Source organism: Nocardia sp. NPDC004278 (genome assembly GCF_053602975.1).
The window spans coordinates 60,654-77,612 of sequence record NZ_JBSGEQ010000024.1; the positions used below are offsets into that span (position 1 = coordinate 60,654).

Genomic DNA, 16,959 nt, shown 5'->3' on the forward strand with positions numbered 1-16,959 from the left:
CGGGCGCAGGTCCGTCTCAGGTCATGGAAAGGACCATACGGACGGGCGGAGGAGGCTCGATGACAGATACCGAGGTGCGAAAGGCGATCGAGGCCGAGCGGGGTGAGTTGGCGGATCTGCTCGGCGGGCTGGACGCCAGGCAGTGGGAGGAACCGACATTGTGCGCGGGGTGGCGGGTGCGGGAGGTCGTCGCGCATATCACCATGCCGTTTCGGCTGACCACACCGAGATTCGCACTCGAAATGCTCAAGGCGCGTGGGAATTTCAACAGGATGGCGGATAGGACGGCACGAGCCGACGCCGCGGTGCTCACGGCCGATGACCTGATAGCCGCGGTGCGGGATAACGTGACTCATCCGTGGAAGCCGCCGGGTGGCGGGTTCGCGGGTGCGCTGAGTCATGACGTCATCCACGGCTTGGATATCACCGTCGCGTTGGGGCTGGACCGGGTGGTTCCGGCGGATCGGATGCGTTTGGTGCTCGGCGCACTCTCGCCGCGGAGTGTCAAGTATTTCGGCGTCGATCTGGACGGGATCGAATTGCGGGCCGACGATCTCGACTTCAGCTACGGCACCGGGTCAGTGCTCGCGGGCTCGGCTCAGGATCTGCTGCTGGTGTTGTGCGGGCGGACACTGCCCGTAGGGAGTGTGCGCGGCGACGCGGCCGCGCGATTCACCACGTCCGGGTAGGCCGCGAGAGTGCCGGTGTCGCCGTCGCGACGACACCGGCACGTGCTGGATCACAGTGTCCAGCAACGGCATCCGCGGCTCAGTTCTTGGTGAGCAGCTTCGTCCGCAGCGCGTCGAGCGTCGCAGCGTCGACCCCGAGACCGTCACTGAGGAACCGGTCGAACGACCCGTACGACGTCTGGACCTGATCGAAGGCCGCGTCCAGGAAATCGCGCTGCACACCGAGAATGGGTTCCCACAGTGCGCGATCGGTCACCAGGCCCTGGGCGACGAGCCCATCGAGCAGCGCCTTGTTCCCGGCCGCCAGATTGTCATTGGAATCCAGGAAGTCGCTGTAGATCTGCCCCTTCGGCACATCCAGTGCGCCCATCAGGATCGCGGTCATCCAGCCGGTGCGGTCCTTGCCCGCCGTGCAGTGGTACAGCACCGCACCCTGCGCGGTCGCAATATCCTTGAACGCCTGCGCGAATTGGGCACGTGCGGACGGATTCGAGACGAACCAGCCGTAGTAATCGCGCATGATCTGGGCGGCCTTGCCGCCGCCGAGCGCCTCCTGCTGCGCGGCCGGTCCGGCCTGGATCAGTCGCGCCACCATGAGGTAGAAGTCATTGGCGGGATCGTAGACCGGCTGCTCGGTGCGGCGAATGGAAGCCGGGAGCTGATCCGGATCGCGACCGGTTTCGATCGGGCTGCGGAAGTCGATGACCTGACCGATATTGAACGACACCAGCTTCTGCTGGTCGCTCGCATCGAGTTTGGCCAGCGCGTCGGAGCGGTAGACGACGCCGGTCGCGAGCCTACTGCCGCCCTTGGCCGGATAGCCGCCGATATCGCGGGCATTCGGCGCATGCGCCAGGCCCATCGGCCGATCGGCCTGGCCCGGGGAGAGCAGGACGGGCGCGGCCGGACCCGATAGCGCCGGAGCCGCCGATGCCGGACCGGCCAGCGCCGGGAGGACGCCGACGAGCACTGCGGCGGCGGCCGCGACAGCGCCGCGGTAAGCGCGCGAATTCTTCACGAGGGGTGTTCCTTTCATCATGGGCCGCAAGAGGTCGCGGCCCAAGCTTCGAGCCGGGCTCAGTCGGCCAGCAGGGTGACCGTCCCGGCCGCACCGTCCACGCGCACGCGCTGACCATCGGCGAGCCGGGTAGTGGCGGTCTTGGTGTCGACGACACACGGAATGCCGAACTCGCGAGCGACGATCGCGGCATGCGATGCGGAGCCGCCGATATCGGTGATCACCGCGGCGGCGTAGGCGAACATGGCGGTGTGCCCGGTATCGGTCACCGCGGCGACCAGAATGTCACCGGGCTCGATATCGTCGTCCAGCGACAGCACCAGCTTCACCCGGCCCTCCACCACGCCGGGGCAGACACCGATGCCGGTCAGGCTCTCGTCGGCGGTGAGCGCGGCCGCCTCGGCGACCGGTTCCCAGTGTCCGGCAATGACATCCGGCATCCGGATGTCATGCAGCCGAAGCCGTTCGGCACGCCTGCGGGCCACCTTGTCGGCCGCATCGGCCGGGAGGCAGAAGATTTCATCCAGCGTCAGGTAGCAGGCGTCATCGAGCTCACCCAGCCGACCGGCGCGAACCAGCCGATCCGCCCGCTCGCGCACGGCCAGTCGCAGACAGTGGGTGATCCGGACGACGCCATCGCGCGCTCGTTCCCGCGCAACGGTGGCTCCGGCCGCCATTCGCGCGGTGCGGCTCGGCGACGGATCCACGGGTTCGCGCTTGGGCGCGGGCATTTGTGCGGCGCGGGCGGCGGCGCTCACCAGAAGTGCGGGCCGGTCACCGAATGTCGGATTGATCAGCTCGCATTCGCCGGGACCGCGGTGGCCGATCCGTACCAGCTCCTCGTCGAGCGCCGCCGCGAAGGCGGGCGATATCGCCCGTGCCGCGGCGATATCGCCGGCGCGCGCCACCTCGGCGAGATCCGCGTCGGCACGGCACAATTCGGCCAGTCGCTCCACCGCGAGCATGGGTTTGGCCGATTCCAAACGGTTCAGGTCGATGGGAACCTCGCCCGCATCCTTGCCGCGCGCGTGGATGGCGGTGGCGGCGCCCGTCATCATTACGCCGATCGCCGCGGCCTGCCAGGCCTGGTGCAGGCGATCGCGCCAGAGCAGGGCGCGCACGTGCAGCTGTTCATCGGTGAGTGCACGAATATCGCTGGCACTCAACGCTTCCGCATGCGAAGCGGCATTGATCAGCTCCGCCGTCTTCGCGAAGCGGCGCGCGGTGGCGATGACACGGGAGGTCGCGCGCGCCGTCGCCAGGGAGCTGGCGAGCCCGGTCGGCATCGGCGGCTTTCCGTGCGGCTGCAGGGCGATCTCGGCCGGAATATTGCCGTAGGCATCGCGACGGATGCTCTCCTCGTCCCAGCCCGGCATATTCTCCGCGGCCAGCACACCGATCGAGGCATTGATGTAGATGTGGTGGCCGAGGACGGTGGTGACCCGACTCGTCCAGTGCTCCAAGGCGATTCCGTCGAGCGCGATCATCTCACCCATGGCCTCGTTGCTGAGGCGGATCGCACCGGCCTGCAGGTCGATGGTCAGCGGGGTCAGCGGGCCGGGCAGCGCCTCGGAGGTATTGGTTGCGGTGTGCACCGGATAGCGCTCGTCGACCCGATCGTCGAACTCACCCTCCAGCCCGTCGGGCGCGATATCGGCCAGCGGGTGGTTGTCAGAGGTGGCGGCACGGGCGGGAATCACATGCGACGGCAACGGGATAGCGCCGCGACGGGTGCGGAACCCGGTGCCGTCGGGCTTGCGGCCGATCATGCTGCGCACCAGATCGGCGATCACCTCGCGGGCGGTCCAGCCGCAGCGGAAGCCCCATTTCTCCTGTGCGACAGTCGGATCCAACAGCTGCTGCGGGCCGGATCGACCGGGCACCCGGGACGGGTACCGCACGCCCGCTTCGCGCAACATGCGGCGTGCTTCCGCAGTGGTGACCACTCCCGAGGCCGCGAGCTCGACGATCTCCAGCCCATCCGCCCCGCCGGGCGGCAGTGCGCTGGCGGCCAGTACCAGGAAGCGGTCCAGGTCGTCGCTGTGCAGCAGCTGGAACCCGTCGACGGATTTCGAACCGAGGATCGGCTCCAGTGCGCGGCGGGTTTCGTGATCGATCCGGCGGCCCGCTATCGGCGCGGTGCGCACCAGCACACCGTCCGCACCCCGCACTGCGGCCTCGACCTCGGATCGCCGCGCCGAGCGCGCACCCGCGATCACCGGAACCACCACGCGCGCGCCGGCATTGCGTGCCGCAGCGGCGACCTCGGCGATGCCACGTCCGGCCAGATGCACGACGCTCGCGCAGCCCTCGACCGCTTGCGCGCAGGCCGCGCGGTCGGCGGGATCTCCGGCCGTGAACTGCACCCGCGGATCGATGCCGCGATGCCACCGCTGGTCCAGTCCGGCCACTTCGTGCCCGGCGGCCAACAGCATGCGCGCCACCGCGCGACCGCTCGGCTCGGTGATTCCGGTGACCAGAACCCGCATCGATTTCCTCTCCTCACTGGCGCCGGAACAGGCAAACGTGACGCCGTTCACACACCATCGCGAGTGCGGGGCGCGGCGACCGGTTCCAGTCCCACTGACCGGGAGCATCCGACTCGACCACCGAGATCATCGTTTCCGCCACCCGGTCGGCCAGCGCAACCTCGAGGCCATGACGGTCCGCAATCCGGTCGCGCCGCGCGCGGCGTCCGAGGTGAAGTCCTACGACATCGAGACCGACGTGCTCATCGTCGGATACGGCTGTGCGGGGGCCTGCGCCGCATACGAGGCGGCGACCGCGGGAGCCGAGGTGCTGGTGGTCGATCGGGCCGGTGGGCCGGGCGGCGCATCGGCAATGTCGGGTGGTGAGATCTACCTCGGTGGCGGTACGCCGATTCAGCGGGCGTGCGGATTCGACGACAGTCCCGAGCGGATGGCGGCATTCCTGGTGGCCGCGCTCGGACCGGGCGCGGACCAGCAGAAGATCGCGCACTACAGCGAGCACAGTGTCGAACATTTCCACTGGCTCGTCGATCGGGGTGTGCCGTTCAAACCGAGTCTCTGGGACGCGCCCGCCTGGGTGCCGCCCACCGATGACGGGCTTATGTGGCTCGGTGAGAACAGTTGGCCCTTTACCGAACTCGCCACCCCAGCCCCGCGTGGCCACCGGCCGACCACCAATGATTTCGGCGGCAAGCTATTGCTGGACTGCCTGGTGCATGCCGCCGAATCCGTCGGTGCGACAGCACAATACGACACCTATGTGACGAATCTGATCCTGGATGCCGACGGTGCGGTGGTCGGTGTCGTGGCCCGCCGCTACGGCCGCGAACTCACCATTCGGGCGCGCCGCGGCTGTGTGCTCAGTACCGGCGGCTTCGTCGATAACGACGATATGCTCGCCGCCCACGCGCCCCGGCTGCTCGGCCATACCAAGGTCAGCGCTGGCACCGATGACGGCAGCGGCATCCGGATCGCGCAGGCCGCTGGCGCCGCCGTGCGGCATATGTCGGCCGGTCAGGTCGGTGCCTCGTTGATCCCCGGCTTCGCCGCGCGCGGCATCATTGTCAACAATCGCGGCCAGCGCTTCGTCAACGAGGACACCTATCCCGGCCGCATCGGCCAGGCCGCGCTGTTCCGCCAGGATATGAACGTATGGGTAGTGCTCGACGAGCAGGGCTACGAGGAGGTGCCCGCGCGCGAGCGCTGGGGTGTGCGCCCGACCCATGTCGCCGAGTCGGTCGACGAACTCGACGAACTGGTGGCCCTGCCGCCGGGTGCACTCGCCGCCAGCATCACCCGCTACAACGCATTCGCCGCGCGCGGAACCGATCCCGACTTCCACAAGGCGCAGCGCTGGCTGCGCCCGCTGACGCCGCCGCTGGCCGCCATCGATATCAGAGCGGGCGTGCGTCCCCCCTCGGAATCCGGTGACCGCCGCGGCACCGGAGCCTCCGTATTCACCCTCGGCGGGCTGCACACCACCCTCGACGGCCAAGTCCTCGATCTCGACGGCAGCCCCATCCCCAACCTCTTCGCCGCGGGCCGAGCCAGCTCCGGCCTGCACGGCGAGGGCTATATCAGCGGCACCTCACTGGGCGACGGCACCTTCTTCGGCCGCAAGGCCGGAGCCGCCGCGGCACGCAACAAAGCTCACACCTGATCATCCGTCCAGGTGAGTTCGTCCGCCTGTCCTTCCCAAGAGTGGAAGCAATCACTTTGCACGCGGCGTCATCTGCGGCGACGATGCAGAATCGCTGCTCTTCGGCGGGACGGTGCGGGAAGGTGAGACGGATGCGGCTTATCATGATCGACGATGACGCCAAAGGCGGCGACGCCCTAGCGGAAGCGCTCGAACTGCACGGCCATCAGGTCGATCGCAAACACCGCGGCGCCGATCTGCTACTGGCCCACCACGGCTATCACGCCGTCATCCTCGGCCTCGAACTGCCGGATATGGACGGCCTGCAGGTGCTGCGCAAACTGCGCGAGGTCAGCTCGATGCCGGTGGTGATCCTCGGCGATCAGGCCGACGAGCGTTCGATCGTGCTCGGATTGCACAGCGGCGCAGACGATTACGTCGTGAAACCGGCGCGCGTCGCCGAATTGGCGGCCCGGCTGGAAGCGGTGACGCGCCGGGTAGGCGTCGCCACCGTCGCGCGCGGTAAGACGGTCGTCAGCGATGACGTCCGGGTGGATCTGGCGGCGCGGCGGGTCGAGGTGGCCGGGGAGCTGGTTCCACTCACCCGGCTGGAGTTCGAGCTGTTGCGGGTGCTGGTCGAGCGGCCCGGCATCGCGGTGAGCCGGGAACAGTTGATGGATTGCGTCTGGGGCGATTCGCTGCTCGCCGTATCACGCAAGCTCTATGTGCATATGGCCGCATTGCGCGCCAAACTGGACCGCCCCGAACTGATCACGAATATCCGCGGCTACGGCTACCGATGGGGTCCGGACCCCTACGAGACCACCGAAGCCGCGAAGCTCCTGAAAGCGGTATAGCGCAGCACTGCTGCTCGGTATTCCGATCACCGGGACTGCTCCCCGCGTTGCCGCCGCGGTCGCCATAGCGTCGAAACCATGGCGCCGTTCGGCGAACCCAGGAACACAGGAGGAGTCCCGCATGAGCTCAGCATCGCGCAGCGATTCGATGAGGGGTGGTGGCCGGGTGACGGGTGGGCCCAATAAGGTGCTCGATCGGGTCCGGGATCTGCTCCCGGCGATTCGGGAGCGGGCCGCGGAGACCGATCTGGCGCGGCGGGTTCCCGTGGCGAGCATCCGGGAACTGACCGAGGCGGGGGTGTTCCGCATGCTGCAGCCGTCCCGCTTCGGTGGTGCGGAGGCCTCGCCGGTGGCGTTCTACGAGGTCATTCGCGCGATCGCATCGGCATGCCCGTCCACCGGCTGGGTGTCATCGGTGCTCGGCGTGCACCCGTGGCAGCTCGCGCTGTTTCCGCTGGCGGCGCAGGAGGAGGTGTGGGGTGTGGACTCCGATACGCTCATCTCCTCGTCCTACGCACCGACCGGCCGCCTCACCCCGGTGGAAGGCGGTTATGAGGTCAGCGGACGGTGGAGTTTCTCCTCCGGCTGCGATCACGCCCAATGGGCGTTCCTCGGCGCACTCGCACCGGATGAGCACGGCAATCCCAAGGACTATCTGACAATCCTGGTGCCGCGCAAGGACTATCAGATCGATGACGTCTGGCAGGTGGTCGGCCTGTCCGGCACCGGCAGCAACGATATCGTCATCGAGAAGGCCTTCGTACCGCATCACCGCGCCTACAGCGCCACCGAACAATCGCAGCTGCGCGGACCGGGCCAGGAGGCCAATCCCGCTGCGCTGTACAAGATTCCGTTCGCAGGCGTGTTCTCCAACACCATTACCGCGCCCATTATCGGCGCCGCACAGGGCGCCTACGATGCGCATATCGAGCGGATGCGCGAACGGGTGCGGCTGTCCTACGGCGGGCAGAAGGTCGCCGAGGACGGATTCGCGCATGTGCGGGTCGCGCGCGCGGGTTCGGAGATCGACGCGGCCATCTTGCAGATGGAGCACAATATCTCCGAACAATTGCGTTATGCCGAAGCGGGCGAAGAGATTCCGTACGAGGTCCGGCTGCGCACCCGGCGCGATCAGGTGCGCGGCACCGAGCGCGCGATCCAGGCCATCGAACTGCTGTTCGACAACTCCGGTGGGCACTCGATCCGCAAACCCAATCCGATCGAACGACACTGGCGCGACGCACACGCGGGCAGTGTGCACGTGATCAACGATGTCGAACGGGCCCTGGCCATGTTCGGCCGCGGTGAATTCGGGCTGCCGGTCGAAGATCGGATGGTCTGATGGACGCGGCGGATACCAGTCGCCATATCACCGTCGACGGGCTGAAACTTCGCTATCACGAGGCGGGTTCGGGTCCACCGCTGGTGCTGCTGCACGGATCCGGTCCCGGTGTGTCGGGTTGGGCCAACTTCGGTGCGAACCTGCCCGTACTCACCCGGCATTTCCGCTGCCTGATCCTGGACCAGCCGGGTTTCGGCGCGAGCGAGCGCCCCGAGGTGTACGAGCGCAACTACCTGCGCATCTCCGCCGATGCGGTGGTCGGGCTGCTCGATCAGCTCGCCCTGCCCAGCGTGCACCTGCTCGGCAACTCCATGGGCGGCGCGGTGGCGACGCTGGTGGCGCTCGAACACGGTCAGCGGGTCGATCGGCTGGTGCTCATGGCGCCCGGCGGCGTCGGAGTCAATGCGCTGGGACCCGAACCGTCCGAAGGGATTCGGCGGTTGCTCGACTTCACCGCCGAACCCACCCGGGAGCGGGTGCTGGCCTGGCTGCGGACCATGGTGTTCGACGAGGCGGTGCTCACCGATGAACTCGTCGACAACCGATTGGCCACGGCCGCGGCTCCGGCCGCCATCGCAGCCATCCGCGACGCCTATGCGACCTTCGCGAATCCCGCTTTCGCGGAGGCGGTTCCGCTGTGGGCGCGGCTGCGCGCACTGCGTCACGAGGTGTTGATGCTGTGGGGTCGCGATGATCGGGTCACCCCGGTCGAGGGTGCGCTGCTGCCGTCGCGTCAGCTGCCCCGTGCCGATCTGCGACTGTTCGGACGGTGCGGACATTGGGTGCAGATCGAACGCAAGGACGCGTTCGAGCGTGCGGTCATCGATTTCCTGACCTCAGGTCTATAGCGCCCTACCGCAGCGTCGGCAGCATGGTGTCCGGCCGATGTTGCGGGAATTCAGGGGCTTCGGTCGCGGGTCCGGGGTTAGAGTCGCCCCGTGACATGGACCGCACCCGAAATCACCAGAACCAAGCCACCGCTGATCGCCGACGAGCGGACCATGCTGCAATCATGGCTCGACCTGCACCGTCGGACCCTACAGTGGAAATGCGCCGGACTAGTGGCCGAGCAGTTGAAACGTCGATGTGTCGCACCGTCGACGCTCTCGCTGCTCGGCCTGGTCCGCCACCTCACCGAATGCGAACGCGGCTGGTTCCGCATCGCCACCCGTGGTGCATCGCTGGACTATCTCTACTGCAGCGACGACAACCCCGACGGCGATTTCGACGATGTGGCCGATGCCGACGCCGCCGCGGATCTCGCGGCGCTACGGGCCGAAATCGAACTGGCCGACGCCGCCGTCGCCGACCTGCCGCTCGAGCACGTCTTCAGCTATCGCGCCACCGAATACAACCTGCGCTGGGTCTATGTGCACATGATCGAGGAATACGCGCGGCACAATGGTCACGCCGATTTCCTGCGCGAACGCATCGACGGCGCGACCGGTGACTGAACCGCCTCAGAGCTGATTGTGGCTGACCCACCCGGCGATCTGGGTGCGCGAGGTGAAGCCGAGTTTGGTGAGTATGTGATCGACGTGGCTCTCCGCGGTCCGGATCGAAATCACCAGTTCGCTCGCGATGTTCTTATTGCTGTAGCCCGCCGCGACCAACCGCGCAACATCCCGCTCACGACGGGTAAGAACGTCTGCCGCAACGGATTTCACCGGTTGCGCGGCCGGACGCGGCTCGGTGCCGAGGGCATAGCCGACCGCATCCTCCAGCCCAAGGGCCGCGCCCGCGTCGAAGGCGGTGCGAAACTCCTTCTCGCCCATCGCATCGCGCACCTGAAGACGCACCTTATCGCCGACGACCTCGGTCATCTCATGGGCGAGCCGCTGGGTACTGCCGCGCCGCACCGTCGATGCGGCACCCATCAACCGCGCCGCCCGCTGCAGATCGCCATCGGCGGTCGCCGCCCACGCCAGCCCGTCGAATCCGGAGGCCGTCCACACGCACCGGTCGAACAGACTGAACAGCTCGACCGCCTTGCGCAGATCCTTTATGGCCTTGTCCTGCGCACCTTCTCGCCAGTGGTAGGTCCCGACCGCCCAATAGCCCAACCCGCCGAGCAGATGCGAGCCGTACTCCTTCGTCTTGGCGAGGAACCGATCCGCGATGGCACCCGCGCGTTCGTCGTCCAGCACCAGCGCGCATACATAGGCGAATGCCAGGCTCTCCATCTCGACTCCGTGGTGTGCGCAGGCTCGCGCGCGGTCCGAGGCGGCCTCGGCGATATCGAGTGCCCGCATCGGATCGTCGTTGGCGAATGCCAGCAGCGCGGACAGCAGGGCATGTTCGACGAGTACGTCCTCGGTATCGAGTTCGTTGGCGATTTCCAGACATTCACCGGCGAATCGGGTCGCCGTCTCGGGATCGGCGAGCATGGCGGCGATCACCGAGGCGGCGGCCAGTGCCCGCGCCCGATCCTTCGTATGGTCGAGATCCTTGTCCAGGGCCTCCAGCAGCCAGCGATAGCCCTCCAACAGGAATCGGTAGTGCTCCCAGAACGGCCGCAGTTCCGTCGCGATTTCCAGCGCGCGATGTGCGCTGTCCGAATCGGCGAGCGAGAACTGCAGTGCCGCACGCATATTCGGATGTTCCCGGGTGACGTCGCGGAACCAGGTGACATCCTCACTGCCCCAGTACGCGGTGCGCCCCCGCTGCGCGACTCGGTGATAGTGGTCGCGATGGCGTACTCGCACCGCCCGTTCACCGCCGTGCGCGACCAGGCGCGCCAAGGCGAACTGGCGCAGCGGCTCGAGCATGGTGTACCGGCCGGTGCCGTCGGCGTCCTGGCGATGACCGAGGACGGATTTGTCGACCAACCCGGTCAGCGCGTCCAGCAGCGCATCGGCCGGATCGACGATACAGACCGCCTCCGCGGCCTCGAGATCGAAGCCGCCGGCGAACACCGATAGCTGCTCCCATAGATGCTGTTCATCGGGTGTGCACAGGTCATAGCTCCACCGAATGGCGGCCTCCAGGGTCTGCTGGCGCTCCGGCGCGGTCCGCAACCCGGTGGTGAGCAGCCGCATCGCATCGTCCAGGCGCGCGAGCACCTGATCCGGGGTGAACATCCGCAACCGCAAGGCCGCCAGTTCCAATGCCAGCGGAATGCCCTCGAGGCGACGGCAGATCGCCGCGAGCGCCCCGCGATTGGCAGCGGTGACCTGGAAGTCCGGATTCGCCGCGACCGCCCGATCGATGAGCAGCCGCAGCGCGTCGCTATCGACGTGTGCCGGGTGAGGTGCCTGGGCATCCCCATCCACCTCCGGCACCGCGAGCGGCGCCACCGGCATGACCTGCTCGCCCGAGACCCCGAGCGGTTCGCGGCTGGTCGCGAGTATCCGCACATTCGTCGTCGCCGGAATCAGCCGGTCCACCAAGGCCGCGCACGCGTCGATCAGGTGCTCGCAGTTGTCCAGGATCAACAGCAGACTCTTGTCCGCCAGATAGTCGGTCAGGCTCACGACCGGCGAACGGGTGTCATCGCGCAGACCCAAGGTCTGCGCGACGCTCAGCGCCACCAGTTCCCCGTCGTGCACATGCGCGACCTCGACGAACCACACGCCGTCGGGAAAGGCGCGCCGCACCGCCTCCCCGACCCGCCGACCGAGCCGGGTCTTGCCGACACCACCCGGCCCGGTCAGCGTGAGCACACGCGTGCTGGACAGCAGCTTGCGCGCCATGGCGACCTCGGCGCCACGACCGACGAAGCTCGTCACCTCAGCGGGGAGGTTCCCTGTCTCGTGCCGCACCACGCTGCATACCTTTTCACGTGTGGCCGCCGTCTCGGGCATTTTGACCGAGATGCCGGATTCGCGGCCAGTTCGCTAGTCGACCACCAGCGTATTCGCCGCTCGCATGACCGCGGCCATCGAGGCCGCGAGTACGGAATCACTGCGTCCGCAGGCCCATCCCGTGCGCTCGCCGCTGCGGTATTCCAGGTAGGTGATCGCGGTGCCGCTGTTCCCCGAGCCGATCGACTGCTGGGTCAGACCGAGCACCTCGACCGGATAGGCGACACCGGTGGCGGCGGCCCGGTCGCGGTGTTCGGCCATCCCCTTCTTGATCGCGTCCTGATGGGTGCCTGAGAACGCGGTGTGCACGAGATCGCCTGCGTACGGATGCCTTTCGTGGATGGGCATGCGCGTGCAGTACTCGACGGTCCGGCGGATCTCATCGATATCGGAGAAGTCGATCATCGGATCCATGCCCTGGGCATGCAGATTCAGCGCCAGGGTGGCGATATCGACATTGCCGGTGCGTTCACCATTGCCGAAGACACAGCCCTCCACGCGCTGGGCACCCGCGAGTACGGCCAGTTCCGCACACGCGATGCCGGTGCCGCGGTCGTTGTGCGGATGTACGGACAGGATCACGCTCGCGCGCCTGGCCAGATTCTTGTGCATATATTCGATCTGGTCGGCATAGACATTCGGCGTCGCGACCTCCACGGTGGCGGGCAGATTCAGGATGACCGGGCGCCGCGGCGTGGCATCCCACAGCGTCGTCATGCGGTCACAGATATCGAGTACGAAATCCGGCTCGGTCGGGTTGAAGACCTCGGGCGAGAATTCGAATCGCACATTCGGCAGGTCACCGGCGAATTCGAGGACATCGCGCGCACCGGACAGGATCAGCTCGCGCAACTCGGCAGTATCCTTGTCCAGCACCACATTTCGCCAGGTTGGTGCGGTCGCCGTGTACATGTGGATGACGACCTCGTTGCGGATGCCGCGCACCGACGCCACCGTGCGCTCGATGAGATCGCGGCGGGCCGGGGTGAAGACGACGATCGCGACATCCGCCGGCGCGATATCGGTGCGCGCGAGCAGCCGGACGAAGTCGAAATCGGTCTGCGATGCGGAGGGGTAGCCGACCTCGATCTCCTTGTAGCCCATGGCGACCAATAGTTCGAAGAACCGCCGTTTGCGCACCGGATCCATCGGCTCGGCCAGCGCCTGGTTGCCGTCACGCAGATCGACCGGCACCCACAGCGGCGCATCGGTGAGCCGGGCATCGGGCCAATCGCGCTGGGGCAGTGGCACTTCCACGCGATCATAGATATCGCGATAGCGGTGCGAGGGCATCCGCGAATGCCGCTGCCGGTTCCACGCCGGGGCATCGCCCGCCAGCGCACCGGACGGCGTGGCAATGGTGGGGAAAGTGCTCATGATTACTGCTTCCTGGCCTCGGCGGCCGTCACCGAGAGGTGACCGGCCACGACGCAGCCCCACGGCGGGAGGCCGGTCGTTAGGCCCCGCCGTGGCGGCTGAGCAGAAGCATGGTGCGCATGATTGCTAGACTATACACAACTCCTCAGACAAGTAGAGAGGTTGCGATGGTCTCGCAGGTACGGCGCCAGCCACTGGCGGCGCAGGCGGCCGAACTGCTACTCACCCGCATCCGGGACGGGGAATGGCCACTGGGACATCGCCTTCCGAGCGAGACGACCTTGGCCGCACAGCTCGGTATCGGCAGATCCACACTGCGCGAGGCGATCCGCGAATTGGCCGGCAAGGGCGTGCTCGACAGTCGTCAGGGCGCCGGGGTTTTCGTCACCGCCCTCGATGTCACCGAGGAGTGGGACGTCGTACTGCGCCGCGCCACCATCGCCGCGGTCATCGAGGCCCGCATCGCCATCGAGGCCGAGGCCGCCGCCCTGGCCGCACAGCGCCGCACCCCCGCCGATCTGCGCGCCATCCGCCGGGCACTGGCCGCGCGGGAGGCACACGGCGAACCGATCGCCGACCATGTGGATGCCGATATGGCCTTCCACCGCGCCGTCATCGTCGCCGCGCACAACGATGTGCTCACCCAACTCTTCGACACCTTCCTGCCCCGGCTGCGGGTGGCCATGATCGACATGCTCAAAATCCGCCCGGTCCCGTCCGAACCCGCCGACCACGACGCGCACATTCGGCTCACCGACGCGATTGCACACCGAAATCCCAGTGCCGCAGCCGAATTCAGCCGCTCCCACCTGACCACCCTCAAACAAGCGTTCTCGTGACCACCCGGCGGTCGCATCGCGCGACGGCGCGCATCGCCGAAACGACAGCGTTCGACCCGAACGGAGATCTCCCGTGACCGAACCCCCCGTGCTCCAACTCACCGATGTCACCTTCCGCCGCGAGGGCAAACAGATCATCGATGGCATCTCGCTGACCGTGCGCGCGGGCCAACACTGGGCACTGCTCGGCCCCAATGGCGCGGGTAAAAGCACCCTGCTCGGCTTCTGCGCCGCGGTCACCTTCCCGACCTCGGGCACCGTCGACATCCTCGGCCAGCGCATGGGCCGCGTCGACCTCGCCCCATTGCGCCACTCGATCGGGCATGTCAATCCCCGCCACCCACTGCGCTCTCCGCTGACCGTTCGCGAGGTCGTGCTCACCGGCATCACCGCCACCATCGACACCCCGATGCGCTGGACACCGACACCCGATGACCTGCGCCGCGCGGACGCCATGATCGATATCGTCGGTCTCGAGGGCAAGGCCGAGGAGATCTGGCCGACGCTGTCGCAGGGCGAACGCGGCCGAACCATGATCGCGCGCGCTCTCATCGCCGAACCGCGCCTACTGCTGTTCGACGAGCCCTCCACCGGACTCGATGTGGCGGCGCGCGAACAACTGCTCGAGACCATCGACGCGCTCGGCGAAACCCATCCCGAGGTCGCATCGATACTGGTCACGCATCATTTGGAGGAGCTGCCGAGCACCACAACCCACGCGCTGCTGATCGCCGGTGGGCGCATGGTCGCCGCCGGACCCGCGGTCGATACGGTCACGACACAGACCGTATCCACCGCCTTCGACCACCCCGTGACCGTGCGCTACGACGGCGGCCGCTGGACAGCGCGTGCCGCGGTCCGCGCCTGGCCGGCATGAGCAGGTTCCGGAAGAATTTTCGCCGAGCATGTCGATTCGAGCCCGCGCCGTTCGATGCGTTGAGGTGAGGGTCGGACAATGCCGACCACCGAGCGAAGGATGGCCAGATGCGACACATGATGCTGATCCGAGTCGACCCGACGAATGCGCCGGAGCCGGACGAGGCACTGATCGAACAGGTCACCAAGGTGATCGAGGAGATGACGAAGGCCGGGGTGCTGCTCGATACCGCCGGTCTGCACTCGATCACCGAAGCCACCAAGATCGCCCAGTCCGGCGGGAAGCAGACCGTGCTCGACGGTCCGTTCACCGAATCCAAGGAGGTCGTCGGCGGGTACTGCATCCTGCAGACGAAGTCGAAGGAGGAGGCAGTGGAATGGACCTCGCGCTTCCTCGCCGTGCACGGGCCGGAATGGGATATCGAGGTGGAAATTCGCCAGCTGCAAGAGGGCTGATGTGCAGATGAGCCGGTCGCCCGAACAGATCCGAGAATCCGTCGCAACGGTCTGGCGGATGGAGTGGCCGCGCCTGGTCGCCGGACTCATCCGGATCGTCGGCGATATCGACGCCGCCGAGGAACTCGCCCAGGACGCGCTGGTCGCGGCCCTGGAGCAGTGGCCGCGCGACGGTGTCCCGCCGAATCCGGGCGGCTGGCTCATGCTCACCGCGAAACATCGGGCGATCGATCTGGTGCGGCGCAACCAGAATCTGGCGCGCAAGCTGACCTTGGTCGGTCACGAACTGCGGACCGACCAAGATCGCGAGCCCGAGTCCGCGGATGAGGACATCGAGGACGATCTGCTGCGGATGATCTTCACGGCATGTCATCCGGTGCTGTCCGCACCCGCCAGGGTGGCATTGACGCTGCGGTTGCTCGGCGGGTTGACCACCGAGGAGATCGCACGCGCCTTCGTCGTACCGGAATCGACTGTCGCCCAGCGCATTGTCCGGGCCAAACGCACCATCGCCGCTCGGCGGGTGCCCTATGCGGTGCCGCACGGGGATGAGCTGGCCGAGCGCTTGGATTCGGTCCTGGAGGTCGTCTACCTGATCTTCAATGAAGGCTATTCGGCGACCGCCGGTGATGATTGGATTCGCGTCGAATTATGCCAGGACGCACTGCGATTGGCGCGGATGCTGGCGCAGCTGATGCCCGATGCAGCCGAGACGCACGGCCTCGCCGCGCTGTTGGAGCTACAGGCCTCGCGCTCCGCCGCGCGCATCGGACCCACGAAAACCGTGGTCCTGCTGGCGGATCAGGAGCGTTCACACTGGGATCAGCTATTGATCCGCCGCGGTTTCGCCGCACTCGGGCGCGCCCATGCGGTCAGCCGCAATCATGGGCTGCCGCCGGGCCGCTACGCGCTGCAGGCCGCGATCGCCGCGGTGCACGCCATGGCGCCCAGCACCGAGGAGACCGATTGGCGGCGCATCGCCGGACTGTATGCCGTTCTCGCCGAACGCTTTCCGTCGCCGATCGTGGATCTGAACCGAGCCGTCGCGGTCGGCATGGTGCACGGCCCGGCCGCCGGACTCGAGCTGGTCGACGCACTGGCCGCCACCGGCGCGTTGGACACCTATCACCTGCTGCCCGCCGTTCGCGGCGATCTGCTCGAACGGCTCGGCCGCCTGGACGAGGCACGCGCCGAATTCGCCCGGGCGGCGCAGCTAACCGGCAATAACGCCGAACAGGCGCTGCTACTCGACCGCATCGCCGAATGCAAACAAGCGCGCGGACGCCAACCCCGCACGCCGACAACATAAACCGCGTACCCCCACGCAACAATGGACACACTCCCCGGTACACGTCAAACTGCTGCACAATCACCGCGACGTCCAGCCAGATGTTCTCGCGTCCGGTGCATCCATCACGAAACTCGCAGAATACGAAAATCCAGGGCCGCGATCGCCCAAACCAAGCCCCCGCCCAGCTAGGTTGCTCCCCCACCCACTCCGCCTGCCCGCCGAGCGTAGTCATAATGCGGTCGAATCTGCGGCGGCAACCACCATTCGACTACCTTCGACCGCT

General features: G+C 67.2%; 13 protein-coding genes and 1 pseudogene. 10 read left to right on the plus strand and 4 right to left on the minus strand.

Translation table 11 applies throughout. The annotated features are described in order from the left end of the window. Positions 1–59: 59 nt before the first annotated feature. Positions 60–689, plus strand: a complete 630-nt coding sequence (locus tag ACWEO2_RS30480; protein ID WP_452408480.1) for a maleylpyruvate isomerase family mycothiol-dependent enzyme — start codon at positions 60–62, stop codon at positions 687–689. A gap of 79 nt (positions 690–768) precedes the next feature. Here ACWEO2_RS30480 and ACWEO2_RS30485 read toward each other — a convergent pair whose 3' ends face one another. Together ACWEO2_RS30485 and ACWEO2_RS30490 are read right to left on the minus strand one after the other, a co-directional pair. After that, positions 769–1,707 carry a tyrosine-protein phosphatase gene (locus ACWEO2_RS30485; protein WP_452408481.1) on the minus strand — a complete coding sequence of 313 codons (939 nt, stop codon included), beginning with the start codon at positions 1,705–1,707 and terminating at the stop codon, positions 769–771. Between the two features lie 59 nt (positions 1,708–1,766). Further along, positions 1,767–4,196 carry a PEP-utilizing enzyme gene (locus tag ACWEO2_RS30490; RefSeq protein ID WP_452408482.1) on the minus strand — a complete coding sequence of 810 codons (2,430 nt, stop codon included), beginning with the start codon at positions 4,194–4,196 and terminating at the stop codon, positions 1,767–1,769. A gap of 169 nt (positions 4,197–4,365) precedes the next feature. Between ACWEO2_RS30490 and ACWEO2_RS30495 the strand changes: the two genes are divergently transcribed. The 5 genes from ACWEO2_RS30495 (at position 4,366) to ACWEO2_RS30515 (ending at position 9,488) form a co-directional block, all read left to right on the plus strand. Further along, positions 4,366–5,856: an FAD-dependent oxidoreductase gene (locus ACWEO2_RS30495; protein ID WP_452408483.1), complete on the plus strand. Its 1,491-nt coding sequence runs from the start codon at positions 4,366–4,368 to the stop codon at positions 5,854–5,856. A 131-nt stretch (positions 5,857–5,987) separates the two neighbouring features. Continuing rightward, positions 5,988–6,692 carry a response regulator transcription factor gene (locus tag ACWEO2_RS30500; protein WP_452408484.1) on the plus strand — a complete coding sequence of 235 codons (705 nt, stop codon included), beginning with the start codon at positions 5,988–5,990 and terminating at the stop codon, positions 6,690–6,692. Between the two features lie 121 nt (positions 6,693–6,813). Continuing rightward, the gene (gene hsaA / locus ACWEO2_RS30505) at positions 6,814–8,034 is read left to right on the plus strand and encodes a 3-hydroxy-9,10-secoandrosta-1,3,5(10)-triene-9,17-dione monooxygenase oxygenase subunit (protein WP_452408485.1); all 1,221 of its coding nucleotides are present in this window, start codon (positions 6,814–6,816) and stop codon (positions 8,032–8,034) included. Beyond that, a complete protein-coding gene (locus ACWEO2_RS30510) occupies positions 8,034–8,882 on the plus strand; it encodes an alpha/beta fold hydrolase (RefSeq protein ID WP_452408486.1) in 849 nt (282 codons plus the stop codon). The genes hsaA and ACWEO2_RS30510 overlap by 1 nt, the downstream gene beginning before the upstream one ends. A 90-nt stretch (positions 8,883–8,972) precedes the next feature. After that, positions 8,973–9,488, plus strand: a complete 516-nt coding sequence (locus ACWEO2_RS30515; RefSeq protein WP_452408487.1) for a DinB family protein — start codon at positions 8,973–8,975, stop codon at positions 9,486–9,488. 6 nt (positions 9,489–9,494) lie between these two features. On the opposite strand, the gene ACWEO2_RS30520 is transcribed toward ACWEO2_RS30515, so the two are convergent. Continuing rightward, a complete protein-coding gene (locus ACWEO2_RS30520; protein WP_452408488.1) occupies positions 9,495–11,795 on the minus strand; it encodes a LuxR C-terminal-related transcriptional regulator in 2,301 nt (766 codons plus the stop codon). A 264-nt stretch (positions 11,796–12,059) separates the two neighbouring features. Further along, a pseudogene (locus ACWEO2_RS30525) lies at positions 12,060–13,130 on the minus strand (2-isopropylmalate synthase); the annotation flags it as partial. A 251-nt stretch (positions 13,131–13,381) separates the two neighbouring features. On the opposite strand from ACWEO2_RS30525, the gene ACWEO2_RS30530 reads away from it, so the two are divergent. The 4 genes from ACWEO2_RS30530 to ACWEO2_RS30545 all read left to right on the plus strand — a co-directional run bounded on the left by ACWEO2_RS30530 (position 13,382) and on the right by ACWEO2_RS30545 (position 16,694). Beyond that, the gene (locus ACWEO2_RS30530; RefSeq protein WP_452408489.1) at positions 13,382–14,053 is read left to right on the plus strand and encodes a FadR/GntR family transcriptional regulator; all 672 of its coding nucleotides are present in this window, start codon (positions 13,382–13,384) and stop codon (positions 14,051–14,053) included. Positions 14,054–14,126: 73 nt separating this feature from the next. Next, a complete protein-coding gene (locus tag ACWEO2_RS30535) occupies positions 14,127–14,930 on the plus strand; it encodes an ABC transporter ATP-binding protein (protein WP_452408490.1) in 804 nt (267 codons plus the stop codon). A gap of 107 nt (positions 14,931–15,037) precedes the next feature. Next, on the plus strand, positions 15,038–15,385 hold the full coding sequence (locus ACWEO2_RS30540; protein WP_452408491.1) for a YciI family protein: 348 nt from the start codon (positions 15,038–15,040) through the stop codon (positions 15,383–15,385). A 58-nt stretch (positions 15,386–15,443) separates the two neighbouring features. Then, positions 15,444–16,694, plus strand: coding sequence for an RNA polymerase sigma factor (locus ACWEO2_RS30545; protein WP_452408492.1), 1,251 nt, complete (start codon positions 15,444–15,446; stop codon positions 16,692–16,694). The last annotated feature ends 265 nt before the right edge of the window (positions 16,695–16,959 follow it).